Source organism: Desulfovibrio cuneatus DSM 11391 (assembly GCF_000430005.1).
Lineage (GTDB): Bacteria > Desulfobacterota > Desulfovibrionia > Desulfovibrionales > Desulfovibrionaceae > Frigididesulfovibrio > Frigididesulfovibrio cuneatus.
On record NZ_KE387017.1, the window covers coordinates 224,003 to 250,953 of the forward strand.

The window sequence follows — 26,951 nt, forward strand, 5'->3', positions numbered from 1 at the left end:
GGAATGGTGTGGCGCTTGCGCCGCACTATCTCTCTCTATCCCTCTCCCTCCCTCTCCCTCCCTCTCTCTAAACCCCCAACGCCTCTATCAAATTCTTAATGGTATCAATCTCCATCTGAATCCTCGCCTCTTTTGCGTAAGACCCAATATGCGGGGTCAGCACCACATTGGGCAATGCACACAATCCCCCTGTGTACGGCTCCTTAGCATATACGTCCAACGCCGCGCCAGAAAGTTTGCCTTCTTTCAATGCTGTATACAGCGCTTCTTCATCAATCAGCCCGCCGCGTGCGGCGTTTATCACCCATGCACCGGGCTTCATGGCCGCAATGGCGGCAGCGTCCAGCACGGGTTTGCCGTCTTTGGGTTTGGAGCAGTGCAATGTCACAATATCGGCACTGGCCAGCAAGCTTTGCATAGTATCATGACGGGGGAACGTGCTTTCCCCGGTGCTGAACGGGTCGTACCATTCCGGCTTGGCACCCATGTGGGCAAAGGCTTGCCCCACGGCACGGCCAATGCGCCCAAAGCCGATAATGCCCACGGTTTTACCAAACAGCAGGTTGCCCATGCGCTTTTTCCATACGCCTTGGCGCATTTCAGCATCCATGCGGGTGACTTGGCGCATCAAATCCAGGGCGTAGCCAAGGGTCAGTTCCACCACGGCTCTTGTGGGGCCATCTGGCGTGCAGCGCACGGCAATGCCTCGGGCCTTGGCGGCTTCCTGGTCTACGCTGTCCATACCCACGCCGCAGCGGGAAACGACTTTCAGTTCCGGCAGGCTGGCGAACACACGCTCGGTGAGTGGCTCTGTGCCAGCGGCAACGGCAACACAGCCTTGCAGCACGGCAATGGCTTCATCTTCTGTCAGCGCCCGGCCGTGCGGGTTCAGCACCGGGGTAAGGCCTTTTTCCGCCAGCAGGCGCAGGGGTTCTTCACTGAATTGGGCGAAGCTGGAGGTGGTTATGGCTACTTTCATAGTACAATCCTTTATTGGGCGAAACGCTGAGTTATTCCGTTTGGCTGCGTTACTCGCCTTTTTTGCGGCGGGGCAGGGCCAAAGAGCCCAGCACCCACCTTAAAAAAGACTCGTGTCTTGCCAAACGAAAAACTGAGCGTTTCCAATACGGTTTTAAAAAAGTTATTCTTTGGAATTAGGTTTGTTATTCGCGAAACCGCAATATCTTGGCCGGAATCCCCCCCACCACGGCATTTTGGGGAACATCCTTGGTTACCACGGCCCCGGCCCCTATGACAGCCCCGCTGGCAATGTGCACGCCGGGCAGAATGGTGCAGTGTGCGGCTATCCACACATCGTCTTCAATGGTTACAGTGGCGGGAATATGCCCCTGCTGCACAATGGGAATATCGAGCCTGTCCATGGCGTGGTTGGCCCCCTGAATAAGGGTCATGGGGCCAATGGCCACATTATTGCCAATGGTTACGGTGGCGTCGTTGGCGTTGATGGAGGAAAAATCTCCCAGAAACACGTTGTTGCCCAAAGTAATGGTGCCCCGCGCGGCATACAACGAGGAAAGGCGGTTCAGCCCCACATTGTTGCCTATGCGGATGTTGCGAAAGCCCTGCACCACAACGCCTATTCCTGTGCGCAGGCCCTTGCCTGCCCGGCCAAACAGGGGGGAATAGAGCAAACGCCGGGTACCAGTGCCCGGTCCGCCCGGAATCCAGCCCCACAGGCCGCGCCAAAGTTCTTCAAACTGGAGGTTAATGCGTTCTTTTGTAGTCATAATAATGGGGGTGTTGTTTGCGGGGGAGGGAACCACAAGGGCTTCAAGTCCTTGTGGTTCCCTCCCCCAAAACTCTCTCCTTACGAATATTGCTTCCTCAATGTATCCTGCTCCATCATGGCAATCACGCGGGCGTGGTCTTCGGGGGTGTCCACGCTAAGGGTGCGTTCCGTAATGGACACCATGCGTACTTTTTCGCCATTTTCCAGAATGCGCATCATGTCAACAGATTCGATAATCTCCAGGGGTGTTTCCGGCAGGCTGTTGAATTCCAAAAGGTATTCGCGGCGGAAGGGAATAATGCACACCTGCTTTTTCATGGGCACATGGGGGGTGCCTTTTTTGCGGGAAGGAATGGGCTCGCGGGAGAAGTACAGGGCGTTGCCGTGCAGGTCTGTGACCACCTTCACTTCGCTGGGGTCTTCAAATTCCGTTTCATTGGCCAGGTCTGCCATAAGGTTTACCACTTTCAGGGTGGGGTCTTGCAGCATGGGTTCAATGGCGGCATCAATCATTTCCGGGGTCACCATGGGCTCGTCGCCCTGCACCATAACCACAATATCAATGGTAATGCCCAAGGCCTTTTCAATGTGCAGCATGGCTTCTGCGGTGCGGTCTGTGCAACGGGTGTACGTGTCTTTGGTCATAACGGCGTTAAGCCCGGCTTTTTCCGCATACTGCATAATCACGTCATCGCAGGTGGCAATGTAAGTGGCAGTAAGGCGTTTGCACATGGCAGTACGGAAGGCAACGTGCCCCACCATGGGGACACCGTGAATGTCTGCAAGGGGTTTGCCGGGGTAACGGGAAGACCCCATGCGGGCGGGAATAATGGCAACTATGTTCATGGCAGCTCCTTACTTGTTTTCATCCTGAATAAGATACCCCATGCTGGTTTTCATGCCGGGGTGCAGTTCCTGGTGCACTTCTTCGATCACGTGCAAAATGCCCTGCCCGAGGTCGGTAATAAGGCGCGGGGCCATTTTTTTGCCCACCTGGGGGCTGAAGGAATAGGGCGTAATTTCATAATGCCCGCTTTTGCCGTCGCCCATAAAGGAAAATTCCACAGGCTTGCCCAGCATTTCGGCAATCATCTTCAGCAGGTCGCCCACGCGCATGGGCTGGGTGCCGGAAAGAATGATGTTTGTGTTGGCGTACTGCGGTTCCAGCACTTCCACACTGCACAGGGCGGCGTCTTCCACATGCACGTATTCGCGCAGGGCCGTGGGCAGGCCGTAATATTCAATGCAGCCTTTTTCCAGGGCTTCACGCACAAAGCGGTAAATGGCGTTGCGGTTGTCGGCCCGTGGGCCGTAGAGGGAACCGTAGCGCAAAATGGTGTATTCCAGCCCGTATACCTGACGGTAGTTTTCAATGTACAGCTCGCTGGCTTGCTTGCTGCACCGGTAAAAACCGCCTTCCTTGCTGTATACATACAGGGAGCTGGCAAATACAAACCGCTTTACCCCGGCCTTGCGGCAGGCTTCCAGGGTAATGACGTTGCCAAGAATGTTGTACTTGGCGGTGTCCACAGGGCGGCCCCCGGCCTCGCCAATGTCGGCAATGCCGGCAAAGTTATACACGGCCTGAGCCCCGTTTACGGCAGCCTGCACGGCGTCTTCATCCAGAATATTGCCCACAATCATGGTCTGGTCGGGGCGCAGCCAGCGGGAAGGGGCAATGTCGAAAATGGTCACTTCGTGCCCTGCTCCAGAAAGCTTGTCGCACACATGGGAACCAAGAAACCCGGCTCCACCAAAAACAGTTATTTTCATGGGTTATGGCCTTTTGGCTTGTTGAAGGAAAAGGGAATCTATTCCATAGGCAAGGAATGTGTACCCCTGGTCAATTTTTTCTTGCAGGGCGGCAGGTTGTGGTGCCACCACATGAAAGCCCTTAGGTATGTTGTGGGCGGCGGCTTTTTGTTCAATAACAGCCAGCGCCATTTTAAAATCCGGGTGGTCAAACTGCCCTGTAAGCCCCATGGAAGCGGAAAGGTCGTAGGGGCCAATCATGTAAGCATCCAGCCGGGGGTGGCTGAAAATGGCGTTCAGCTCTGGCAGGGCGTTTACATGTTCAATTTGGGCTACCAGCACCACTTCCTGGGCTTCGCCTTCCGGCCCGGTGTGGGCGGGAAAGTCCATGCCGTACAGGTTGCTGCGCGAAAAACCCACCCCACGCTTGCCACCAGGGAACTCTTTGCCGCCGGGGAACAGCGACCAGGCAATGGCGTCGTCCAGTTGGCTGCGGTTTTCTATCATGGGGAAGATAAGGCCCCGTGCGCCACTGTCCAGGGCCGCTTTAATGGTGCGCATGCTGGCTTCTGCCACGCGGGCAAAAGGCAGGGTCCCCCAGCGTTCCAGGGCGCGGAAAATGTCTGGCAGGGCGCAGCGCGACATGGCCCCGTGTTCCATGTCCACGGCGGCATAATCGTAACCGAGGCGGGCAATAATTTCAGCGGTATCGGCTGAGGGCAACTGAAGCCACGTGCCAACAACCGGCTGTTTGTTTTTAAGCTTTTGGCGAATTTCTGCGCTGGTGGGCATATGCGTCCTTTCAACCATTCATTTACAAGGGTAGGTCTGTGTAGGTAACTCTATGGAAGTGCTGATTAAATCGCACTTTGGAAACGCGCAGTTATTTCGTTTGGCAAGGCGCGAGCTTTTTTTGAAGCAGGAGTGGACTCTTTTGTCCTCGACTGTTTCAGAAACAGCAAAGCAACGCCGCCAAACGGAATAAATCAGCGTTTCCCTATGCACAGGCGAAATTGCCATAAATCATACGCTTGCCCCTCAAAATACGCAAGGGGGCGGCTTTCTTCACGCCAAAACTCTTTGTTACTGGCGGCGTACTTTGCGCAGGGCAAGGGTAATGAAGCCGCCGAGGTCTGCACGGGTAAGCCCCACCAGCGCGGGAAGCGCCAGCACCAGCACTGCCGTGAGGGCTGCGTAAGCCATGCCGGAAACAATAAAGCGCAGGAACCCGGCAGGTTCCCCCAGGTGCAGGGCCAGGGTGGCATTGCGTGTGGCAAAGGCAACTGCGGCAAAGGCGGCAGGGCACACCAGTTGGTGCAGCAGGTTGCGCCCGTAATTGAAGGGGATGATGCGGCGACACACAATGAGAAACATGTTCACGGAAAAAAACTGCACACCCACGGTTTTTATGGCCAGGCCCGTGGCCCCCATGTTCAAGCCATACAGGTGGGTTGGGGCCAGCAGCACCCAGGCCACCACAAGGCCCGCAGCCAGGGAAAGGATGTTCAGGTTACGCAGGGTGCGTGTTTGCCCTGTGGCATAAAACACGGAAGAGGCCACTTGCCCGTAGGTTTGGTGAATGGCATATAGGGTCATGACCTGTACGGTAATAAGGGCCCCGGCAAAATCGCTGCCCCCAAACAGGCGCACCATGGCTTCGCCTTCAATAGCAGTGAAGCAGGAAAACCAAGCTGCCACAGCATATACCAGGGGGGCAAGGCTTTCCATAAGGCGGCGCATGCGTTCAAGGTTGTTTTGCCCGTGGGCAACAGCCAGTTCACGCATGACCAGGGGGGTAACGGCACTGACAAATAAAAAGCAGGCCATGCTGGCTTTTTGGGCCAGGGAAAAATAGCCTTGCTGCACACTACCATCGAAAAATTGCAGCATCCAGCGTTCTAAAAACAGGGCCAGGGTGGAGCAAATGGTGACGGTAAGGAGCGGGCCGCAATACACGCGAAAGCTGGTGGCATATGTGCGCCACTGTTCCCGCGTAAGGTGCCAGTTGCGGGGTTGCCAGCGGTGGCGCAGCAGCCAGCAAAAGACCACTGAAAGGGCTGCCAGAGTAAGGTTTTGTTGAGCCATAAGCCCGGCAATAGGCAGGGCATTGGCAAAAAATAATGCCACCAGAATAAGGGCGGAGCCCACATTCACCGTAATGCGGGCAATTTCGCTGGAAGTGGTCACCCCCAAGGCATCGTTAGTGGAACGGGTAACGCGCCCCAGCCAGGTGAGGTAGGCCCACAGGGCTGCGGGGAAAATAATCCAGGCAGGCACATTGGGCAGCAGGGTGCCTGCCATGGGCACAAAGGCTACGCCAAATGCCCCGAGGGTAATGCACAGAAAAATGAGCCCGACAAACCGGGTATAAAACGCCACCAGTGCAAACTCTTTGGGCTTTTGGGCAAGAGCAGTGCTGAACCAGAGGGGGGACCCCATGTCAAACAGGCTGATGAACTGGGTGAAAAAGTTGCAGGCAAAGTTGTAGTTGCCATACTGCACCGGGCCAAGCACGCGGGGCAACACGGCTTCCATAACAAAGAACAGGGGAATGGTGGCCACGTTGGAGGCCAGTTTATAGAAGGAACGCTTTTTCAGGGAATCTTCAGGCACAGGGGTATTCACAGGGGCGCTCTCGGGGGTTCTTAGCATTGGCGCAAGGCTTTGTTCCATTGGGAAAACAGCCCCAGCAGGCCCCCTTTGGGTGGGGTGTGCTGGGCATAATGGCTGCACCACATGGTGCGGGCCGCCTGTACCGGGGCGCTGTGCCACCACGCAGCAGGGTTTTGCCAAATGCGTTCTACAGCTTCTGCCGCTTCTTGCGCGGTGTGGTGGTAAATGCCTGCGCTGTGCAGGGCTTCCAAAATGGAGGCACTTTGTGGTTCCATGCCCCAGTGGTCAGGGTTCCAAAAAAGCAGAGTGGGTATGTTGGCGGCAAAGGCTGTGTGCAGGGTGGTGCCGTAGTGGTCCAGCACCAGCAGGCGGCAGCCGAGCATCTGTTGGGTAAGGTCGCCTTTACACAAGGGCACATCAGGGAATTCCTGCTGAATATACGGGCCGTCTTCCAGCCCGCCCGGCGTGGTGGGGTAGGGGCGGTAAGTTAGGTGCTGGCGGGCGGCCTGTGGCAATGCCTGAATAAACTCTTTTTTGGCCTCCCGGTAGCTTACAAGGCTGTGGGCATAGGGCCGGGTTTTTAAGCGGTAGGCCAGGGTGCTCATTTCCGACCCCACCAGAATGAGGGCGTCGCTTTGCTGCTTATAGGTGTTGTTACGCTGGCACAAGGCAGGGGAAGGCATGGGAATGGCATGCACCGGGTAGGGCGGGTGAGCCGTGAACCCCCAGGAAAAAAACGCATGTTGCCCGTATTCAAAGGCAATAACCCCTACGGAGGCAAGGTTGCCGTAGTTGGCCCCGTGTTGCAGGCAGAATAGCTTGCCGCCCCCTTCACGCCATGCGGCAAGGGGCAGGCGGTAAGCGTCGTCCTGGCTGAAGGCCGGACCCATGCCCCGCAGTTTGCCTTGGCTGTGGGGCACCTGGGGCAGCGGGTAGGCAACAAGGGAAAGGGGCACCAGTTGCTGCACCATGGTGAACAGGGGGAATTGCCAGTGTATGCCTTCACCTTCTTCCTGCCCATACTGGGCAAAGGGGGTGCTGTTGTCCCGGGGATTTTTGTTGGCCAGTACAGCAGTGGAAAGGCCAAGGCTCATCCATAGGGGAAAGCCCTTGTGCCGGGGAAAGGGAAGGCGCAGGAGCAGGGCCGTGGAGGCTTCCTTGCCCATGTTTTTAAGGGCTGCCAACGGGCTGCGCGAAGACGGTGGGAAATTGTTCCTGCTAATGGCGGCTACGCCTTGTGCAACAGGCAGCGCGGTGTTAACGCTTGCAGCCCCCAGCGGGGGCAAAATGCCCACAGCACCAAGGGGTTGTTCCTTGCCCCACGGGTATTCCAGTTGCCACGCCGGGGGGGCCATGTGTTCCAGCATACGGGAAAGCAGGTAGTGGGTGCAGGCCACGTCCAGCACCCCGTGCACCATGAAATTATGGGAGTTTGTGAATACGGGCACCGGGTATTTGGGGAGCAGGGGCACCCGCAAAGGCGTTTCCCCATGGGTGGCAATAAGCCCTTCCAGCCGGGTTTGCCGTTCATACAGCATGTGCACGCATAGCAGCAGCCAGGGGCCAAGGGCCATTTCCCAAAACACGGAAGAGCGGGTAACACCCCGTTGCTGGTTCATGGCTTCCCCCAGCAGGGGCAGCAGGCGGGCTGTTTCTGCATTGGCAGCCAGGCACGCTGTGGTGGTGCCCCCTGGGGTGGGGAAGGGGTCTTGCGGCAACAGGGGGCCAAATTGATGTGCTTCCCACCACTGGGGGAAGTGCTGTTCCACGCCGCTAAAGCACCAAATGCCCGCAGGAATATGGGTCTGCGGGGTAGCGCCGTGGGGCATGGTTCCCAGCACAAGTGTTTTCATGGGGCTACTCCAGGTGGCTCCATAACAGCACGGTGTCTTCCGGAATGTCGCACCGGGCATGCATGCCCAGCACCACATTGTAGTTGCGCGGGCTAATGCCGTGGGCAGGGCGCTTCCAGGTGAGGTCGGTTTCCGTAATAACAGCGCCTTTGGCAATGTTGCGGGCTGCTACCAAGCTGCGGCGGGCGTTCTGGCGGGCTGGTTCTTCCGAAGGCAGGGACGTAACCGTGGGCAGGCCAATCATTCTTTGGATGCGTTCCATGGAAATGACAAACCGTTTCAGGTCTTCTTTGTCCATGGCGTGGTAGTGGTCGTTGCCGGGCAGGGTTTTGTCGTGGGTAAAGTGCTTTTCCACAATGCGAGCCCCCAGCAGGGCTGCCGTTTCCAGCACCTGCATGTCGTCGGGCATGGTGTGGTCGGAATAGCCAATAATGTACTGCGGGAACAGGGTTGCCAGGGAAGGGATCATGCCAAGGCCCGCGTTTTGGTCCATGGTGGGGTAGTTCAGTACGCAGTGCAGCAGGGCAAGGGGCACATTAAAGGGCGTTATCCAGGAAACCGCTTCCATAATTTCATAGGTGAAGGCTGCGCCCGTGGAAAGAATAATAGGCTTGTTAAATTTGCACAGGTATTGAATGAACGGCTGGTTGGTTATGTCGGAGGAAGAAATTTTAAACACGTCCATGAGGTCGTTGAGGAACTGGGCAGATTCCACGTCAAACGGGGTGGACATGAATTCAATGCCAGCGGCGTCGCAATGCAGTTTGAGGTTCTCAAACTCGCCCTTCCAGAACTTGTCGTGTTTTTTAAACAGTTCATACTGGCTGGTGGTGGGTTCTTTGGTTGTGTCCCAGTAGGCAGGGGAGTTTTTTGAAGCCAGTGTGGCGGCTTTGTATGTTTGAAACTTGATGGCATGGGCCCCGCCTTCCTTGGCTTCATCAATCAGGCGCTTGGCAATGTCCATGCTGCCTTCATGGTTTACCCCTGCTTCGGCAATAATGTAGGGGGGCTGGAAGCCGTTGGCAGAAACAATGGCCTTGTCGGAAAATGCGGGGTTGGTAAATACTTCACGCAGCAGCATGGAACGCTCCTTGGTATGAAAACGGCAAACTTGACGTGCCGGAGAGGGTATAATGGGCTGGGCCAGCGTTATCTGCTTGGGCCACAGTAGGGCATATTAGCGCCAGTTATCGTAAAGGGCAATAATTTCGTGCGGGGGCATGGCCTGGGTAAGGGGCATGGTGGCAAGGCGGCGGTAGTCTTCCTGGGTGTCCATGTCCAGGCGCACGTCTGGGCGGTGCAGGGCTTTGTCTGCCGGGCTGAAGGTGTGCATGGCAAACTGCTCTTTATTGTCCCAAATGTAGGAAAGGCAGTGCTCCCGGTGGGCAGGCAGGGTGGCTTCTTTATGCAGCCGCTCCAGCAGGGCATAGGAAACAAGTTCTGCCCCCAGGCCGTCCGGGTACTCGTTGCCACGGGGAATGTGGTTGTAGGCATAATCACACCCCTGTTCCTGCCGGGCAAGGTAGGCCTCAATAAGGGCGTCAATTTCCGGCCCCCAAATAAGGGGGTTGTCTGCACAAATACGCACCACATGGGTGGCTTTGGCCTGGGTGGCTGCCTCATAAAAACGGCCCAGCACGTCCTGTTCCGAACCGCGGAACACGGCTGTGCCTGTACGATGCAGGTGGTACGCAAGGGGGTCGTTGTTTGTTTCGGTGGAGGTGGCCACCACCACCTGATGCAGCTTTTTGGCAAGGCGGGTGCGGTGCACCACCCAGTCAATAACCGGGGCGCCATGCAGGGAAAGCAAGGTCTTGCACGGCAGGCGCGTGGAGCCCATGCGGGCCTGGATAATAGCAACTATATTCATAGTAACTCTTTTTGCGAAACGCTGAGTTGTTCCGTTTGGACTACATTGGGGGACGCTGTCCCCCATACCCCCTGCAAGGGACGTGACGCCCCTTGACCCCCATTTGCGTTCAGCTTTTCGCAATGCGAAAAGCTGAACGCTGATGCGGGTTCCAAGGGCATCATGCCCTTGGCGGAGGGGTTGGGGAGGCAGAGCCTCCCCAAAAAACTATTCGCCTATGCTGCCGTTGCCTAGCAGGCTGGTAATGGCGTGTACCACCCGTGTTTTGTTGCGTGTAAAGTCGAAGCGGCTCATGCGCTGGAACAGTTCGTGCCGTTCATTGGTGGTGCACAGGCGGTGCAGGGCTTTTTGCATGGCGGGTGCATTATAATGTTCCATAATGCCAAGGTACAGGAAGCCGTTGGCGGGGCGGGCAAAGGTGTGCATGTCTTCGCGTTCATGGTGTGAAATAACGATGGCAGGAATGCGCATGTGGGCCAGTTCATACACGGTGCGCCCGGCAGAGCTTATGGCAATGTCTGTGTTTTCCATCATGCGCGACATAACGTTGGTGGCATGGGTGAACACAATGGGCGGGGCTTGGCCCTGGCTGTTGAGACGTTCCACATGGGCGGTAAGATTTTCTTTATGGGCGTAGCCCGGCCCGGTGACGACTACAATTTCCAGCCCCTGTGCGTTGCAGGTTTCCAGTACAGCGTCCAGGGTTTGGCGGGTATAGTCGGAATGGTCCGTGCCACCAAAGGTAATAAGCAGGCGTTTTGGGCTGGGGCGAAATGTGTTGCGCGTGGCATACACAAATTCGTCGCGCAGGCAGAAGTTGGTGTAGCCGTATAGTACCCGTGGGTCTTCTTCTGCCGGGGCTTCATACAGGGCATTCACCACAAGGTCGGCACAGGCGGCACCGGGGCCTTCATCTTCAAAGTTCACCACAGGAATGCCGGCATTTTTCAACTGCTGGATGTAGGCGGCCTCGGTATCCAAAATGTCGTTTACCACTAGGTGGGGGCGCAGGGCCAGCACGTCCTGGGCAAGGTCTTCATGCTGCTGGATGCGGGTGCGGTAGTCGCGGGCGGCAATGTTGGAGGCAGCCAGTTCACTTTCCTTGGTGCATAAAAACGTCACGCGGTGGTCGGCAATTTCATGGGCCAGCATCAGGGCCCGGTAAATATGCCCCATGCCAATGGCGGCGTAGCCTGCCACCACAAACACAATGTGCTTGCTTTGCAGGATTTTTTCGCAAATCCACCAGTCCTGGTAACTGTTTATCTCAATACTGCGGTCGTTTAAAAAGTAGGGGATAATCTTCAGGGGCGGGGTGTTTTTGCCTTGGGGGGCTATGTGGGAAAGGGCATTGGCCTGTAACATGAACAACGCCTTTGTTTCAATGTAGGCGTGGTCCCCCTCGTCTTGAAACAGCAGGCTGCTCAGGTCGCTTTCACTGCCTTGCCACATGCGGTAGGCAACACTTTTCAGGGTGACCAGGCAGTCAGCCCCGGCAGCGGTGAAGCGGCCATAGGCATCTTCAATGTCTTGCGGGGTAATAAGGGGGGAACTGGCCCGATAAATAATGATGTGTTGGTATAAATCGGCCAGGGTTTGCAACTTTTCCCGCAGGGCTTGCACAATGTTCAGGGAAGCAATGCGCAGGTTGGGGTCGTGCATGGTGCGCACGCCTGCGCGTTCACAGATAAGGCGAATTTCGTCGCTGTCTGTAATAACCCACACATGCTCTGGGGCCACCACGCCTTTGGCGGTGGTAATGGCCCGTTGAATGAGGGTTTCCCCGGCCAGACGCTTAATGAGCTGGTCTGGAATAACTGCATTTTTTTTAATAGCAGGAATGACAACACAGCGCGAAGGCTGGTTGGCAGGGCAGGCAAGGGGGCAGGGGGTAGGCATAGGTGTTTACTGATGAATAATTGTGCAGAGCCATAAAGCTGGGGGGGGGAAGCCCCCCCCAGAAACGTGTAGTGACTACTTCCAGTCCTGCTCCCGCTGGGCGGTGAGCACTGTTTTGGCCGCATCCAGCATGTGGGCGAACTCTTGTTCGGTGAGGCTGTGCTGGAAGGGGAAGGAGATCATGTGGTCATAAAAAGCGTCTGCATTGGGGCAGTTGGCCGTGCCATACCCAAGGCGCTGGTACAGGGGGTAGCGGTTGAGCGGGTAATACTGCACCACGCACTTTACCCCGTGTTCGTAGAACATGCGGCGAATAAAGTCGTCGCGCCGGGCCTGGGGGGCCACCATGCGGGCAGCCAGCAGGTGGTAGTTGTGGCGGGTGGAATCTTCCCGCTGGAATTCCAGTTCCGGGAAATCTGCCAGGGCGTCAATAAAGGCCAGGGCTGTGGTGCGTTTTTGCTGGTTAATGGCGTCTATGCGTTCCAACTGCTTGGTACCCAGGGCGCATTCAATTTCCCCCAGGCAGTAGTTGTTGGGCCACAGGGCCTCGCCTTCCAGTTCCGGAAAGTCCAGGTTGCCCATGGCAGGCACCCAGTAGTCGGGGCGTTCGCCCGTGTAGGCGCAATGCCCGTTGTGGCGCAGCATGGGAATGGCCTTGGCATAGGCTTCATTATGCACCGTGAGCATGCCCCCTTCGCCAAGGGTTGTCATGTTCTTGTGGGAGTGGAAGGAGAACAGGCCGAAGTCGCCGAAGTTGCCTGCCTTTACCCCGTTAATGTCTGTGCCAATGGCCTGGCAGGCATCTTCAATAACCAGAATATTGTGCTTTCTGGCTACTTCCATAATGGCGGGCATGTCTGCCAGGTAGCCATACAGGTGCACCACTACCACGGCTTTGGTACGGGGGGTAATGGCGTTTTGGAAGGTTTCTGCCGTAAGCACACGTGTTTTCAGGTCAATGTCTGCCCACACCAGGGTGGCCCCTTTCTTGGCAAAGGGGTAGGCCGAAGAAGTAAAGGTGTGCAGGGGCACAATCACTTCATCGCCAGGGGCAAAGCAGCACAACTGGGCTGTCATTTCCAGGGCACAGGTGGCGTTGCAGGTGGCAAATGAATACGGTGCGCCGTTGAATTCAGAGAATTTTTGCTGAAATGCCGCAAGGTATTTGCCTTGGGTCAGGGTTTCAGCATGGCGCATGGCGTCTACTACCACGGCAATTTCTTCTTCTGTGTAACTTAAGGCACGGCCACTAAAGTTAACTTTGATATTCATCGGTTTTTCCTTGCACAGCAGGTGCGTTGAAAGCGGAAAAATGTTGTTGTTGAAGCAGAGTGGCAACGCCTTTTGAAAAGGGTTATCCAAACCGGATGGTTGAGGAAACGCTCAGTTTTTCGTTTGGCAAGGCACAAGTGTTTTTTAGAAACAGGAGTTACCGCTTTTGACCTTGACTGTTTCCCTAAAGCTGACGGCGGTCGCGAGCATAGCGAGCCGTGGAGCGAGGGCGGAGGGTGCGGGAAGCTTTGCTGCCCGCACATCTCCACGTAGTCCGAGCGGGAAACATGAAGTAACGCGGCCAAACGGAACAACTCAGCGTTTCCTTTACATATTAGCGAACAGGCTGAGCACCTTCTCGCGCGTAAGGATTTTTTTGAAATCTTCACCCAGGGCGTTGATAAGGGGCTTTTCATGCACAATGGAGCCCTGGTACAGCCCATCAAGCTGTTCGTCTGTAAGATTTTTGCAAATGCCCTTGGGCAGGCTCACCTTTTGGCGGGCCATCATTTCAGTGAACTGGGCGTGTTCTTCGGGGTAAAATTCACCCAGCACGGAAAGAGCATAGCAGTTGGCAATGCCATGGGGCATGTGCAGCACAATGGAAAGCCCGGCGGAAACAGGGTGAATAATGCCCACGTTGCCAGCCGCCATGCCGCCAATGTAGGAAGCCACCATCATTTTTTCCAGGTTTTCCTCATCCATCATGTCTTTATCGCCCAGGAAAATTTCTTCAGACATGGCAATGGCTGTGCGGGAAAGGGAATCAACAATAACGTTGCGGTAGCTGCCACGAATGGATTCCACACAATGCATGAAAGTGTCGAGGCCGGTGTAGAAATACTGGTCGCGGGGAACAGAGCGGGTAAGTTCCGGGTCCAGCAGAAGCTGGTCGTATACGGTAAAGTCGCTGTTCATGCCCAGTTTCAGCTTGCGGCGCATGTTGGTAAGCACGCATGTGCGTGAACATTCTGCCCCGGTGCCGGAAAGGGTGGGCACACCAATTTTGTAGGGTGCCGGGTGCTTAACCAGTTCCCACCCTTGATATTCTTCCGCAAGGCCGGGGTTTGTAAGCAGGTTGGCCACGGCTTTTGCCATGTCCAGCACCGCGCCGCCACCAATGCCTGTAACGCAGCATGGCTGTGCGCCATTCAAAAAGGCCTTGGCGGTAGAGGCAAAGGCATCCACCACTTCAACGGTGGGTTCTGCGCTGGTATTGACAAAAAAGACCCTGTCGCCAGCAATGGCAGGCACGCGGGCAGCCAGGGGTTTGTTCTGGAAATAATGGTCCACAAAGAACAGCGCTGGCCCGGTGGCGGCCCGGCGGCGTTCATCTACAAGGGATTCAAGCTGGTCAAAGGCACCAGCGCCAAGCAGGTAATAGGGCACGTTTTTGGTATTGCGGGTAATGGCCATGGTGCATCCATTCCTAGTGTCCGCCAGGGCGTGGCGGGTGGTTGTGTGTACCGCAGGGGCCAAAACTGTTCTGGCCCTGCGGGTGTTGGGGGAATAACAAAACTTCGGCGCAGTATACCGCGTTGTGAGAAAAGAGTAAATACGGGGGTAGGGCCACACGGTTTGCTGTGCTGTATCTTGTTGTTTCTTCTTCACCTGTGCCTGTTTTGCTGTGCCTTGCCGCAGGGCATGGGGGTAAAAGAGTATGAAAATAGTATTTTTTTATGCGGCACCCCACAGGGCCATACACTTTCAGGCAACAGGGGGGGAATGCCCTAAGGTGGGCTTACGTGTTTGACAACCCTGCTCCTTTCATGGCAAGAATAATTCTTGCCTTTCCTTTATATGGTATTATTCCTGTGAGCCACTTTCAATGAAGGTGGCCCCCTGTGCACTGCATGTACGTATATCTGGCTTTGTGCTTGCAAGGGAACCCTGTTCATGTAACCTATACTAGATAGGTCTGGAATGCGGATACTTTGGCAGGCAGTACCATGCAGTATAAGCCAAAACCTTGGGAAATGCGTTTATTAATCCTGCATTTAAGGAGCGTTCTTATGTACGGAAAAACTTGGTTGGGCATTGTGGCTGTTGCTGTTCTCACCTTTTCTTCCATGCACGGTGCCTTTGCGGCGGAAACCATTCGCCTTGGTGTGCCTGGGGCCCATTCCGGCGACCTTGCCGGCTATGGTGTGCCTGCCTATAACGCAGCGCAGCTTGTGGTGGATGAAGTGAACGCCAAGGGCGGCATTAATGGCAAGAAAATTGAAATTATTGCCCAAGATGACCAGTGCAAGCCTGAGCTTGGCACCAACGCCGCCACAAAATTGCTGGCAGACAATGTGGACGTGGTTATGGGGCATACTTGCTCCGGCGCTACTAAAGCTGCCCTGCCCCTTTACACAGACAAGAAAATCGTGGTGGTTTCCCCTTCTGCCACTAGCCCTGAACTGACCCAAAGCGGCAGCTTTCCGCTGTTCTTCCGCACTACCCCTTCTGACGACGCCCAAGGCAAGCTTGGGGCCGATTTTGTGGTACAGCATTTGAAGGCAAAGAAAGTGGCCATTCTGCACGATAAAGGCGATTACGGTAAAGGCTATGCCCAGTTCGTAAAAGAATTTATTGAAAAAAGCGGTACAGACACAAAAATTGTGTTTTTCGATGGCCTTACCCCTGGCGGGGTGGACTACACCCCCATTATTCAGAAAATTGCCCGCAGCGGGGCGGATACCATTGTGTTTGGTGGCTACTACCCTGAAGCTTCCAAGCTGGTAACCATTATGCAATCCCGCAAAATGAAGGTGAACTTTGTTTCTGAAGACGGCGTGAAAACAGAAGCCTTTTTAAAGCTGGCAGGCAAAGCGGGTGAAGGCGTATACGCTTCCAGCTCCCGCGACTATTCCGACCTGCCCATGACCAAGGCTGCTGTTGCCGCCCATGAAAAGAAGTTTAGCTCGGCCCCTGGCCAGTTCTTTATGCAGGCCTATGCCGCAACCCAGGCTATTGTGAATGCCCTTGAAAAAACTGGCAGCACAGACAGCCAGGCCATTGCCAAGGCTTTGCGCACAGAATATGTAGACACCACCATCGGGAAAATTCGCTTTGATGAAAAAGGCGACACCGTGGGTGCCGAGTTTGTTATGTTCCAGGTAGTAAACGGCAAGTTTGTTGAAGTGCCGTTCAAGCGCGCCCAGTAGCAATAAACAGGTATACATGCGCGGGCTGGTTTACTGGCCCGCGCTTTTACCGTAAACAGGGCTGGCACGCAGCGCCTTCCTGGGGTGGCTACCGCCAAGGGTGAACAACGAGAAAGGCGTTCTTCCTGCAACGTATTTTTTTGCCTTTCTCCCCGGCTAACATGAGGTTTTTGTGGCTGATATCGACTGGCATTATTTTCTTGAACTGCTTGTGAGCGGGGTAACCAAGGGCTGCATTTATGCACTTATTGCCCTGGGGTACACTATGGTTTACGGCATTATTGAGCTGATTAACTTTGCCCACGGCGAAGTGTATATGCTTGGTGCCTTTACCGGCCTTATTGTGGCCGGTGTGCTTGGGGTTATGGGCTTTCCGGAAACAGGTATTTTGCTTATTGGCGGTGTGGTGGCGGTTATTTACTGTTCTGCCTACGGGTTTACGGTGGAGAAAATTGCCTATAAGCCGCTGCGCAACGCAACGCGCCTTTCTCCACTTATCAGCGCCATTGGTATGAGCATTTTTTTGCAGAACTATGTGCGCATCGCCCAAACACAAGATTTTTTGCGCTACCCCAACCTTATTCCCGACTTTGCCTTCCTTGAGCCCATAAGCGATATTTTGCGCCCCTCCGGCTTTGTCATTATTGTCACCAGTTCTCTGGTTATGGCGGTGCTTACCCTGTTCATTAAGTACACCCGCCTTGGCAAAGCCATGCGGGCCACCGCCCAAAATCGTAAAATGGCCATGCTGCTGGGCATTGATTCAGACCGCATCATTTCCGCCACCTTCATTATTGGTTCTGCCCTGGCTGCTGTGGGCGGGGTGCTTATTGCTTCCCACACCCAGCAAATCAATTTTAACATTGGTTTTCTTGCGGGCATTAAGGCCTTTACCGCAGCCGTGCTTGGCGGCATTGGTTCCATTCCCGGGGCCATGCTTGGTGGCATTGTGCTTGGTTGTTGTGAAAGTTTCGCGGCGGGGTACCTTTCTTCAGACTATGAAGATATGTTCGCCTTCGCTATTCTTATTCTTATTCTTATTTTTCGTCCTTCCGGTTTGCTTGGCAAAGCCAAAGTGCAAAAGGTGTAGCGTATGCGCGGCGTAGTACGTTCTTTTCTCGTCAGCCTGTGGTTCATGGCGCTTACCTTTCCAATTGTGGTTATCAAGGTATCTTCCCTCGATGGCTCCATAGGCTGGCGCTGGGAAAATGCTGTGGGCATTGGCATTGGTGTTTTTGTGGTGTCCTTCATTTGGCGCGCTCTGCTGGTGCGCCGTGGGGCCATGACCCCGCGGGAAGCCGACCTTGAATGGCTGTTTACCTGGCTGGAGGTGGAGCGCAACCAGCGCATTGCCAAGGCCGTTGGGCTGTTTATCGGGTGCAACGTGCCGGTTCTTTTCCTGGTTTCTGTGGGAGGCTGGAAAGGCTTTCTCACCAGCTTGCACGCCCTTGAAGTGGGCACTGTTGCTGCCCTGGTGCTTGCCCACTTTGGCATGATTCTTGGCGGCGGTGCCTTGCGCGGCAAGCAGCGCGGCGCAGTTGCGGTGCAGTGGGTGCGGCAAACAGCCGCTTCCCCCCTTGGGCGCAAAGGGGCTGTGGTGGCCCTTATGGCATTCGTCTTGCCCTTGCCCTTTTTTATGGACATGTACCAGGTGAACATTATTTCCTCTGCCTTAATCTGGATTATGCTTGGCCTGGGGCTGAACATAGTGGTAGGGCAGGCAGGGCTTTTGGTGCTGGGCTATGTGGCGTTTTACGCCGTGGGTGCCTACACCTATGCCATTGGGAACCTACACTTTGGTAATGAATACATTGGCTTTTGGACCTTCCTGCCCATTGGCGGGCTGCTTGCCATGCTGGCGGGCGTGCTGCTTAGTTTTCCGGTGCTGCGCCTGAGGGGCGACTACCTTGCCATTGTAACCCTTGGTTTTGGCGAAATTGTGCGGGTTGTGCTGGAAGGCGGCAGCCTTTCCTTGAACCCCATTTTGTCGCTGTTGCCCACCAGTGTGGTGCAGGCCTTGCCCGCAAGCTTCCAAAATACGCTTGATTTGGGCGGCCCTGCTGGCATTGGCGGCATTCCGTACCCCGGTTTTTTCGGCATGAAGCTTTCCATGGACGACAGCATTCGCCTTGTGTACTTTGTGGCCCTTGGCCTGACCATCATTACCATTATTGCTGTTTCCCGCCTGCGCGATTCGCGCCTGGGCCGTTCCTGGGCAGCCCTGCGTGAAGATGAAATTGCCTGTGAAGCCATGGGCATAAACAAGGTGACTGCAAAACTCAGTGCTTTTGCCCTTGGGGCCTGCTGGGCCGGGTTTGGCGGGGTGCTGTTTGCCGCAAAAACATCGTTCATCAACCCTTCCAGCTTCACCTTCATGGAATCGGCCCTTATCCTTTCCGTGGTGGTGCTTGGCGGGCTTGATTCCATTATTGGCGTGGCCCTTGGGGCCTGCGTGCTTATTTTGCTGCCGGAATATTTGCGTTCCCTCAACGAATACCGCATGCTTATTTTTGGTGCCAGCATGGTGCTTATGATGGTGTTCCGCCCGCAGGGGCTTTTGCCCGCCAAAGCCATAAAACGCACAATGCCTGTGGTAACGGAACCACCCATGAATGAAAAGGCGGGTGCCGCATGATGCAAGCTGCCTCTTCCACAGCCGCACTTCCTGTGCTTGAAGTGCGCGACCTGAGCAAACGCTTTGGTGGTTTGCTGGCTCTTTCCGACGTGAACCTGAACATTCACCAGGGCGAGGTGGTGGCCCTTATTGGCCCCAACGGTGCCGGAAAAACAACCCTGTTCAACTGCATTACCAGCATTTACACCCCTTCTGAAGGGCAGGTGGTGCTGCGCAGGCCACAGGGTGAAGAATGCATTCTGAATACCCATAAACCCCATGAAGTAACGCGCCTTGGCATGGCCCGCACCTTCCAGAACATACGCCTGTTTCAGGGCATGACAGTGCTGGAAAATGTCATGATTGCCCGGCACTGCCGCACGCGGGCAGGGGTGTTTGGGGCCTTGCTGCGCCCGGCCTGGGTACGCAGGGAAGAGCGGGCCATTGAGGAAAAAAGCTACACCCTGCTGCAATACATGGGGCTTGAAAGCCTGTATGCCGAAGAAGCCCGCAACCTTTCTTACGGGCAGCAGCGCCGCCTGGAAATTGCCCGCGCCCTTGCCACGGAACCTTTCCTGCTGTTGCTGGACGAACCCGCCGCAGGCATGAACCCGCAGGAAACCCTGGAACTGAAAGAAATGGTGCTGGACATACGCAAGGCATTCAACCTTTCCGTATTGCTTATTGAACACGATATGAGCATGGTAATGTCGCTTTCCGACCGTATTTACGTTATGGAATACGGGTGCAACATTGCTTCCGGCACGCCGGATGAAGTGCGGCACAACAAGCAGGTGATTAAGGCATACCTTGGAGAAGACGATGCTTGAGTTAAAAGGTGTGTGCACCTATTACGGCAACATTCAAGCCCTGTGGGACGTGAACCTGACCATTAACCAGGGGGAAATTGTCACCCTGGTGGGGGCCAACGGGGCGGGAAAAAGCACCACGCTTATGTCCATTTGCGGGGCCGCTGCCCTGCGCCGCGGGGAAATTTTATTTGAAGGCCAGCCCATTCACACCATGCGGCCGGATAAAATTGTGCGCCTTGGCATTAGTCAGGTGCCGGAAGGACGCCTGATTTTTCCCGACATGACGGTGCAGGAAAACCTGGACCTTGGGGCGTACCTGCGGCGCGACACGCGCAACATTGCCCGCGACCAGGAAATGATTTTTGACATGTTCCCCATTCTTGCCAAACGCCGCACCCAGGCCGGGGGCACCCTTTCCGGCGGGGAACAGCAAATGCTGGCCATTTCCCGTGCGCTTATGGCAAAGCCCCGGCTCCTTTTGCTGGATGAACCTTCCCTGGGCCTGGCCCCCATTATTATCCGCCAAATATTTGATATTATCCGCCAGGTGAACAAGGAAGGCATGACCGTGTTTCTGGTGGAGCAAAACGCCAACCAGGCCCTGCGCGTGGCCAACAGGGGCTATGTTATGGAAACAGGCCGCATAACCCTTTCCGGCCCCAGCGACGAACTGATGGCTAATCCGGAAGTCCGCAAAGCCTACCTTGGGGTGTAGGGAAACGCTGATTTATTCCGTTTGGCGGCGTTGCTTCATTTTTTTGAAACAGTCGAGGACGGAAGAGTTGACTCGGCCCGTCCTGGGCCTCGGCCTTCGGCTCCCGCCCTGCGGGCGGTTCCCAATTCCGCTTTCCTGCGGAATTGTCACTCCTGCTTCAAAAAAAACTTGCGCCTTGCCAAACAAAATAACTGCGCGTTTCCAAAATGCTATGTAATTAGTGCTTCCCTAGGGGTGCATGCTTTCCACTGGCAATAATAATGCAGCCCCGGCAGGACACATTCGTCTTGCCGGGGCTTTGTTTATGCAGCGTTACTAAAAGGGTGCGTTACTCCCCTTTTGCTTTCAGCCACGCCCTGTACGCAATAATTTCATTCAATTGTGCCTGGGCAATACTGTTGGCCAGTGTCACTACTTTTTCGTCTTGCGAGGCAAGCACAGCCGCCACACTTATTTCCACGGCGCTGGCATGGTGGCCAATCATCATGGCCACAAAGTTCTTGTCTGCATCCGGGTACATGGGGGTGGTCATCATGCTGTGCATGGAGTCCTGCATCATGCTGGCGGCCTGGTCGTCGTTGCCACCAAGGGCTTTCAGCCATGCCTGCATTTGAGTTATTTCAGCATTCTGGGCCGCAATAACGCCTTCTGCCCATTGCTTCACCTGTGGGTCTTTGCCGTCTTTCAGCACTGCCTTTGCCATTTCCACCGCTGCTTCGTGGTGGGGGATCATGGCAGACAAAAACGCCTTGTCGCTGAATGTTTTGTTCTGGCGCATGGAGTCATTCATGGCTGTTTGCATCATGCAGCCTTTCATCATGCAGGGCATCATTTTTCCGGCTTTCATGTCGTCCATCATATTGCCCATCATGCCCTGCATCATGGGCATGTTCATGGTGCCATTATGTGCCATGGGTGCGCCCTTGCCGCTGCCCTGCATGCCGCCATGTTGCATGCCTTTGGGGGCGTTGCCCTGCATGCCGCCGTGGTCCATGCCCTTTGGGGCGCTGCCCTGCATGCCGCTGTGCTGCGTTCCATTTTGGGCGTTGCCTTGCATGCCACCATGTTCCATATTTTTGGGGGTGGCAGCAAAGGCCACGCCAGCAAATGCCATGGCAGCCAGAAGCCCCAGGCCCATAAACCAGTTCTTGGTGCGGATCATATTATTTCTCCGTAATGGTAAGAGGGTGTTTTGGGGAAAATTGAAGTATGTTGAATTCAATACATTATAGTAAATATAAAATAACTATACGCTTCTTGCAATTATTTGCAATGGTAATGGCAAGGCATCTGCATGGTGCCTGCCCTGCCAAAGCCATGGGTACTGTGGCGCAAAAAAGGGCATTGCTGAGTGCAATGCCCTGTGGTGCCGTTGACTTTCTGTTGTGGGTGGCGCTTTTATTCGCTAAGCAAAGGCGGGGTGGGGCGCGTTACAGGCTTTATAAGCTTTTGCACCACCATGTGGGCCACCGGGGTGCCGTCTTCCCCCATATCTACCGTGAGTATGCCACGGCCAAATTCAAACAGGCGTTGTCTGTCTTCCTGGGTCATTTCCTGCAACTTGCCGTCGGGGCTTACCACCAGGGCGGCACGCAGTTCAAACTCGCCATCGGCAATGGCCTTGCCCAAGGCCACGGAAAGGGCGGAAAGGGTCAGCTCTGGTTTGGCGTTTTCCACTGTGCAGGCGCTGAACATTTTGCCCGTTGCGGTAAGCACCGTTGCGCCCTGGGGGCTTGCCTCATAAGGGGCGTATGCCGGAATAGCTGCTTTCTTGGCCTGATCTGTCATCATAATAATTTCATTGTTTTCTAAATCGCGCACAAACCATTTGCGGTATATTCTGTCGTATTCGCCAGAGTCAATAATGCGTTGCATACCCTGGTTCAGCAGGCGCTGAATGTCGCCCCGGCCTCTGTTCACGGCAAAGCGCAATTCCGTAATGCCAAGGGGGGTGCCCACCGTGGTAATGGCCCCATAATTCATTTTATTGATAAGGAAATAGGTGTTGGGCACCGGGCCAAAATAAGCAGCCACTTCGTCATTATACAGGGCGCGAATGCCCGCCAGTTTGCCTTCCATGGGCTTGATATTCATGCCCCCGAATTTTTCCAGAAGGCGGTGCTGGTAGGAGCTTTTTTCCACACTCACCCGCTGGCCACGAAGCAATGCAGCCGAAGGAAAGCGCTGGTATATTTTAGTGAACAACCGCATTTGCAGCAAAAAGTTGGGCTTGTTGGCAAACAGGAACATTTTTTCGCGCTGTTCAGTACGGACCATGCTGGAGGTAATGTTAATGGCACCGGATGAAAGCTCCAGCATCACGTTTTCCCATTGTAAGGGCCGCGTGCTCAGCACCACTCCTGGCTGATTGAAAATAGCCCGCACCAGGTCTACCTCAAAGCCCACAGGTTCTCCCCCTGGGTCTTCAAAAGAAAAAGGCGGGAATTCCCTGTCAAAGCCATATACCACGCGGATGGGGGTAGCACCCACGGCAGGGGCCGCGCCAAAAGCAGGCACTGCGTAAAGCATGGTCAGGGCCAGGCACAGGGCCATGCAGCCAAGCACGCAGCGGGAAAAATGGGGGCGGAGCAAGCTCATATGGTTTCCTGTACCCTCATGGGGTGTTTGCACGCCGGGCGCATTCCAAGTTATGTTGCGGTGCGGGGCGTGTGTACGTTACAGTTATTTTTACGTGTGTTCCCGTGGGTGGCAAGAGTACCCCCAGCCAAGGGAACGTAATTTTCATTTTCATGCCATGAAAAGGAGCAGCAATGCCAGCTCAGTATGAAGCAAATGCCCAGCTTTCTTCCCAGGTTGCAAGCCTTATCGGCAGGGTAAGTCAAAAACTTATGGCCTGTGGAACAATGCTTGCCACGGCAGAATCGTGTACCGGGGGGCTTGCTGCGGCCCACTGCACCGAAGTTTCCGGCAGTTCCGCCTGGTTTGTGGGGGGCGTGGTGGCGTATGCCAATGGGGTGAAGGAGCAGGTGCTGGGCGTGCCGGGGGCTGTGCTGGCAGCTCATGGGGCGGTGAGTGGCCCGGTGGTGGAGGCCATGGCCCGTGGGGTGTGCCGGGTGACTGGGGCCGGGGTGGGGGTTGCGGTTTCCGGGGTGGCGGGGCCCACCGGGGGCAGTGTGGAGAAGCCTGTGGGCACGGTGTGGGTGGCGGCTGTTATGGCGGGGGAGCAGGAGCGGGTGCTGGTGCAGCGGTTTGTGTTTGCGGGTAACCGGGGGCAGGTGCGGGAGCAGGCTGTGCAGGCTATGCTGGAAATGGTGGAGGCTGTGCTGGGGTAGGGGAGTGGCGTGTGTTTTTTTTCGGGCATGGTACGTTGGTAAAACTAGCCTTTTTCGCGCAGACGGCGTTGGCGGCGTATTTTCCGTCGGGGCAGACCGTGAGGTCAGCCCCCTTGAAAAATCCACCGCCGCCTTGTTTGCGCCAAAAATTCTATCTTTTCACCAGGGCCTGCTCATACTATGCTCTTTTGCCCTCCCACTGCGTCAGATTTCGTCGTGTATTTCCGTCATGTACCAAAGAGTACACTCCGTCATACACGACTTATCTTCCTTGTGGGAGAACAAAATTTCTATAGTCTGAACAGGCCCTACACGCCATGCCCGAACACCACGTCCGCTCGGTATTGCCTTGCCGAGAGGCAAGGCAAACCTGCGCGGAGGCTAAGGTAGCTGCGCGTTTATTAGCCCACAAAGAAAAACTACCTCCACGCAGGTTGTATTGCCTTGCTCCAAGGCAATACGTTGCGCGGTCATGTGTTGATTTGAGGGAATAATGCTGGAGAGGCGAGCTTCAGGAGGGCATTGCATGGAAGCTTCAGAGGATTTTGTGTGGGTGTTTACATCTCCGGGGGGGAATTTTCCTGGGGGAATTTTTGATTCCAGAGAAGAGGCCACAGCCTGGATTGAAAAGCACACACTGACAGGGACATTAACAAAGTATCCTGTTGGTATAAGCGCTTTTGATTTTGCAGTGCGCAATGGTTGGTATAGTCCAAAGGGCAATTCGCATGACCACAAGATTATGGAAACGTTTAGTTGTGCATCCATGGAACATTATCATTTTGAAGATGGTACTTCTTGAATAAGGAGGGGCTGATGGAAATATCTGATGAAGTTGTGTTGAAGAAAGCGACAATTGTGCGGTGGAATTCTGTACCCTTATTTAATAATAAAGATGCCCTGTTGTTTGTTGACTACCTAGAGCAAATGGACTGTCGTCTTTGGGGGTTTGATGGGTTTGCAGTGACAGATGAATACATTATGCCGTATATGGATTATATTCTTGATTGCTTAAACTCGGATAACGCACCACGGCACGTGGCCCAGGCCCAATGTTTCAAAGTTGCCCGTACCATACTTGCAGAGCCAGGAGCCCAGGATTTGTTTTTTGAATTTGTAATTGGGGATGACTGATTACGGCTGTGGGGGAGAGCTTTGTCCATTTTAACAAAATGCTAACGAGTCTTCCAGGGAATGAAACATGATAGCACTTTATGTGATGTTACTCTTGGTGAGTACAACAATATTCTATGCCATACGCGGTATCATCAGCAATACGAAAGTCCGGTTTGCTATTGCCGCAGGCCTTTTTCTGGTGCTTGCAACCCTCGCTACAGGTATGCTCATCAGGGGGCATATGCCCCCGCCGGGGGCTAAAGCAGTAGACATGGAAGAAATGAAGAGGAAATACCATGAGCTAGGGAATGGCACACCATAGTTGTTACAACCTAATTGTACGATAGGTTATGTCGTATGGTCAGGCTCATAACTCGTGGAACTTGCGCCACATCTTCCAATAATTTCCGCACCTCCTCACTCATACGCAATGCGGTGGTTTAGTCTACCCCTTCTCTATGTCGTGTCCCTTACCTTATGAGGCAGTATTATTTAAAAGTACTTTCAATAATCGCCTTAAATTGCAATGCAACCTCTCTGTCGAATCTCATTGACTGACTTTTTTTGCCAGCCTCTTGTCTTTCTTGGGATCCATAAGTGTCAATTTGTAAAAAAGTAGCTCCATTTGATTTAATTATTGAATATGTAGCAACTACGTCTGTATGGGGTGAGTCTTTTGTTAAATTGATAGGTTGAATTTTTTTAATAAGTGCCATTGTAGTACTCCAATTATTAAAAGTTAATGCCCAATGGATGAAAAAATTACAACAAATGCTTCAACTGCACCGCAACCCGTTTTTCCGTTTTGCCGTCAATTGCGCTTCTGAACGCCAAATAATGCGGGGTGGTGCCATGGAATTCAATAGCTTCCATGTTTTTCCACGTTTCAATAACAAACAGGTGGTCAGGGTTATTCAGGCTTTCCGTGAGCTCATATTCAATGTTTCCATCTTCGGCCCGGCTGCCAGCCACCAGTTTTTCAAAAATGGGCATCAGCTCTTCTTTCATTCCAGGCTTAAGCAGAAGTTCAGCAACGATACGTACAGTGGGCATAATAAGCTCCTTGTTTGAATCCAATAATCAAGGTTCAGGAGGGTGGGAGTCAATTAAATGGCATTTGGGAAACGCTCAGTTATTTCGTTTGGCAAGGCGCTAGCTTTTCTTGAAGCAGGAGTGGACTCTTCCGTCCTCGACTGTTTCAAGAAAAGCGAAGCAACGCCGTCAAACGGAATAAATCAGCGTTTCCTAATTATATTTACACGCCTCTAAACAAGCCATAGCCATGGCCACGGCAATGGCGGCGTTAAGCGACTCCACCTGCGGTTGCATGGGAATGGACAACCGTTTGTCCAGGGGCCAGTGGTCGTCCAGGCCGGGGCCTTCCATGCCCGCCACTAGGCCAACGGCTTTGGGGAAGGCAAAGGAAAATATATTGCTGCCTTTGGGGGAAAGGGCGAACAGGGGCAGGTGGTGCAGTTCTGCTAACCGTGCCAGAGGCGGGCCTTGCATAACCGGGGTCTGGAACAGGGCCGGGCCGGAAGCACGCAGGCTTTTGGGCAGGTATGGGGTGGCGGCTTCTTGCAGCAACACAACGCTGGCCCCAAGGGCCGCAGCGCTGCGCAGGGTGGTGCCCAGGTTTATGGGGTTCTGGAAGGGCAGGAACAGGGTAAGCCCCTCGGGCACGGTTCCATCCCATTCCGGCAAGGGCGGGGCGTGCAACAGCAGCAAAGGCCCTTTGGTGCCATAAATGTCCAGCTCTGCAAACAGGGGCGGGGTGGTAATGAACACGGGCATGCCAGAAGGCACGGGCAGGTGTTCCAGTTCTGCCTCCGTTGTGGCAATAAGGCCCGCCACCCGCTGGGGGAACTGCTGCAACACTTCTGCCAACACCTTGCGCCCCGCCATAATGGCTTCGCCATGTTTTTTAATGCCTTTGGCCTCTGTCAGGCGCAGCCAGGCCTTGTAGCGCGGGTTCTGGGGGCTGGAAATTAGCGTAATGGGGTAATTTTGAGGAAGTGGCATAAGCAGGCAGTGGTGGCAAAAGGGTTGTGCTGCAAAATGGGTTGTGAAGCAAAAAAGGGCTGCAAAGAAAATACCATGCAGCCCATTCCTATCAAATAAACGTCGGAAAGTGAATCTTCTCTGGAGAGCACTGCCTGGACGGGCCGCGTCAATTCTTCCGTCCAGCCCCCACTCCCTAAAGCCGACGGCAGTCGCGAGCGTAGCGAGCCGTGGAGCGA

At 54.6% G+C, this 26,951-nt stretch carries 26 protein-coding genes; 9 read left to right on the plus strand and 17 right to left on the minus strand.

Annotated features, from left to right (window positions below; translation table 11 throughout):
* Window positions 1-67 precede the first annotated feature (67 nt).
* The 12 genes from G497_RS0113625 to G497_RS0113680 all read right to left on the minus strand — a co-directional run bounded on the left by G497_RS0113625 (window position 68) and on the right by G497_RS0113680 (window position 14,620).
* Window positions 68-979: a phosphoglycerate dehydrogenase gene (locus tag G497_RS0113625; protein WP_027188557.1), complete on the minus strand. Its 912-nt coding sequence runs from the start codon at window positions 977-979 to the stop codon at window positions 68-70.
* A 184-nt stretch (window positions 980-1,163) separates the two neighbouring features.
* Complete coding sequence (locus G497_RS20715; RefSeq protein ID WP_051258146.1) at window positions 1,164-1,784, minus strand: acyltransferase; 621 nt, start codon at window positions 1,782-1,784, stop codon at window positions 1,164-1,166.
* A gap of 44 nt (window positions 1,785-1,828) precedes the next feature.
* A complete protein-coding gene (locus G497_RS0113635) occupies window positions 1,829-2,596 on the minus strand; it encodes a 3-deoxy-manno-octulosonate cytidylyltransferase (RefSeq protein ID WP_027188559.1) in 768 nt (255 codons plus the stop codon).
* Window positions 2,597-2,605: 9 nt separating this feature from the next.
* On the minus strand, window positions 2,606-3,523 hold the full coding sequence (locus G497_RS0113640) for an NAD-dependent epimerase/dehydratase family protein (protein WP_027188560.1): 918 nt from the start codon (window positions 3,521-3,523) through the stop codon (window positions 2,606-2,608).
* 3 nt (window positions 3,524-3,526) lie between these two features.
* Window positions 3,527-4,294: an HpcH/HpaI aldolase family protein gene (locus G497_RS0113645; RefSeq protein ID WP_027188561.1), complete on the minus strand. Its 768-nt coding sequence runs from the start codon at window positions 4,292-4,294 to the stop codon at window positions 3,527-3,529.
* A gap of 291 nt (window positions 4,295-4,585) precedes the next feature.
* Window positions 4,586-6,154, minus strand: coding sequence for a lipopolysaccharide biosynthesis protein (locus tag G497_RS0113650; protein ID WP_051258163.1), 1,569 nt, complete (start codon window positions 6,152-6,154; stop codon window positions 4,586-4,588).
* The gene (locus G497_RS0113655) at window positions 6,148-7,968 is read right to left on the minus strand and encodes an LIC12162 family transferase (protein WP_027188563.1); all 1,821 of its coding nucleotides are present in this window, start codon (window positions 7,966-7,968) and stop codon (window positions 6,148-6,150) included. The genes G497_RS0113650 and G497_RS0113655 overlap by 7 nt, the downstream gene beginning before the upstream one ends.
* A gap of 4 nt (window positions 7,969-7,972) precedes the next feature.
* Window positions 7,973-9,049 carry an N-acetylneuraminate synthase family protein gene (locus G497_RS0113660; protein WP_027188564.1) on the minus strand — a complete coding sequence of 359 codons (1,077 nt, stop codon included), beginning with the start codon at window positions 9,047-9,049 and terminating at the stop codon, window positions 7,973-7,975.
* A gap of 96 nt (window positions 9,050-9,145) precedes the next feature.
* A complete protein-coding gene (locus G497_RS0113665; protein ID WP_027188565.1) occupies window positions 9,146-9,838 on the minus strand; it encodes a cytidylyltransferase domain-containing protein in 693 nt (230 codons plus the stop codon).
* Between the two features lie 207 nt (window positions 9,839-10,045).
* The gene (locus G497_RS0113670; protein ID WP_051258147.1) at window positions 10,046-11,737 is read right to left on the minus strand and encodes a cytidylyltransferase domain-containing protein; all 1,692 of its coding nucleotides are present in this window, start codon (window positions 11,735-11,737) and stop codon (window positions 10,046-10,048) included.
* 75 nt (window positions 11,738-11,812) lie between these two features.
* A complete protein-coding gene (locus tag G497_RS0113675) occupies window positions 11,813-13,009 on the minus strand; it encodes a DegT/DnrJ/EryC1/StrS family aminotransferase (protein ID WP_027188567.1) in 1,197 nt (398 codons plus the stop codon).
* Window positions 13,010-13,336: 327 nt separating this feature from the next.
* The gene (locus tag G497_RS0113680; protein ID WP_342663674.1) at window positions 13,337-14,620 is read right to left on the minus strand and encodes an iron-containing alcohol dehydrogenase family protein; all 1,284 of its coding nucleotides are present in this window, start codon (window positions 14,618-14,620) and stop codon (window positions 13,337-13,339) included.
* A gap of 401 nt (window positions 14,621-15,021) precedes the next feature.
* Between G497_RS0113680 and G497_RS0113695 the strand changes: the two genes are divergently transcribed.
* The 5 genes from G497_RS0113695 (at window position 15,022) to G497_RS0113715 (ending at window position 20,302) form a co-directional block, all read left to right on the plus strand.
* A complete protein-coding gene (locus G497_RS0113695; RefSeq protein WP_027188569.1) occupies window positions 15,022-16,161 on the plus strand; it encodes a branched-chain amino acid ABC transporter substrate-binding protein in 1,140 nt (379 codons plus the stop codon).
* Between the two features lie 181 nt (window positions 16,162-16,342).
* Window positions 16,343-17,251 carry a branched-chain amino acid ABC transporter permease gene (locus tag G497_RS0113700; protein ID WP_027188570.1) on the plus strand — a complete coding sequence of 303 codons (909 nt, stop codon included), beginning with the start codon at window positions 16,343-16,345 and terminating at the stop codon, window positions 17,249-17,251.
* 3 nt (window positions 17,252-17,254) lie between these two features.
* The gene (locus G497_RS18345; protein WP_051258148.1) at window positions 17,255-18,796 is read left to right on the plus strand and encodes an ABC transporter permease subunit; all 1,542 of its coding nucleotides are present in this window, start codon (window positions 17,255-17,257) and stop codon (window positions 18,794-18,796) included.
* On the plus strand, window positions 18,796-19,605 hold the full coding sequence (locus tag G497_RS0113710) for an ABC transporter ATP-binding protein (protein ID WP_034638089.1): 810 nt from the start codon (window positions 18,796-18,798) through the stop codon (window positions 19,603-19,605). Before G497_RS18345 ends, G497_RS0113710 begins: the two co-directional genes overlap by 1 nt.
* Window positions 19,598-20,302: an ABC transporter ATP-binding protein gene (locus G497_RS0113715; protein ID WP_027188572.1), complete on the plus strand. Its 705-nt coding sequence runs from the start codon at window positions 19,598-19,600 to the stop codon at window positions 20,300-20,302. The genes G497_RS0113710 and G497_RS0113715 overlap by 8 nt, the downstream gene beginning before the upstream one ends.
* 328 nt (window positions 20,303-20,630) lie before the next feature.
* Here the strand turns inward: G497_RS0113715 and G497_RS19395 are convergent, their stop codons facing one another.
* Window positions 20,631-21,464: a DUF305 domain-containing protein gene (locus tag G497_RS19395; protein WP_051258149.1), complete on the minus strand. Its 834-nt coding sequence runs from the start codon at window positions 21,462-21,464 to the stop codon at window positions 20,631-20,633.
* Window positions 21,465-21,700: 236 nt separating this feature from the next.
* Window positions 21,701-22,900 (minus strand): cytidine deaminase-like protein, encoded by a 1,200-nt coding sequence (locus G497_RS18355; protein ID WP_051258150.1) that lies wholly within the window; start codon window positions 22,898-22,900, stop codon window positions 21,701-21,703.
* 173 nt (window positions 22,901-23,073) lie between these two features.
* Here G497_RS18355 and G497_RS0113730 point away from each other — a divergent pair, with 173 nt between their 5' ends.
* The 4 genes from G497_RS0113730 (at window position 23,074) to G497_RS0113745 (ending at window position 25,033) form a co-directional block, all read left to right on the plus strand.
* On the plus strand, window positions 23,074-23,595 hold the full coding sequence (locus G497_RS0113730) for a CinA family protein (protein ID WP_084516318.1): 522 nt from the start codon (window positions 23,074-23,076) through the stop codon (window positions 23,593-23,595).
* A gap of 526 nt (window positions 23,596-24,121) precedes the next feature.
* Window positions 24,122-24,397, plus strand: a complete 276-nt coding sequence (locus tag G497_RS0113735; protein WP_027188574.1) for a DUF7710 domain-containing protein — start codon at window positions 24,122-24,124, stop codon at window positions 24,395-24,397.
* Window positions 24,398-24,411: 14 nt separating this feature from the next.
* A complete protein-coding gene (locus G497_RS0113740) occupies window positions 24,412-24,729 on the plus strand; it encodes a hypothetical protein (RefSeq protein ID WP_027188575.1) in 318 nt (105 codons plus the stop codon).
* A gap of 67 nt (window positions 24,730-24,796) precedes the next feature.
* Window positions 24,797-25,033, plus strand: a complete 237-nt coding sequence (locus G497_RS0113745; protein WP_027188576.1) for a hypothetical protein — start codon at window positions 24,797-24,799, stop codon at window positions 25,031-25,033.
* Between the two features lie 166 nt (window positions 25,034-25,199).
* Here G497_RS0113745 and G497_RS0113750 read toward each other — a convergent pair whose 3' ends face one another.
* The 3 genes from G497_RS0113750 to G497_RS18360 all read right to left on the minus strand — a co-directional run bounded on the left by G497_RS0113750 (window position 25,200) and on the right by G497_RS18360 (window position 26,733).
* Window positions 25,200-25,427, minus strand: coding sequence for a hypothetical protein (locus G497_RS0113750; RefSeq protein ID WP_027188577.1), 228 nt, complete (start codon window positions 25,425-25,427; stop codon window positions 25,200-25,202).
* Window positions 25,428-25,473: 46 nt separating this feature from the next.
* On the minus strand, window positions 25,474-25,764 hold the full coding sequence (locus G497_RS0113755) for a putative quinol monooxygenase (protein WP_027188578.1): 291 nt from the start codon (window positions 25,762-25,764) through the stop codon (window positions 25,474-25,476).
* Window positions 25,765-25,956: 192 nt separating this feature from the next.
* On the minus strand, window positions 25,957-26,733 hold the full coding sequence (locus tag G497_RS18360; protein WP_034637997.1) for a TrmH family RNA methyltransferase: 777 nt from the start codon (window positions 26,731-26,733) through the stop codon (window positions 25,957-25,959).
* Between the last annotated feature and the right edge of the window lie 218 nt (window positions 26,734-26,951).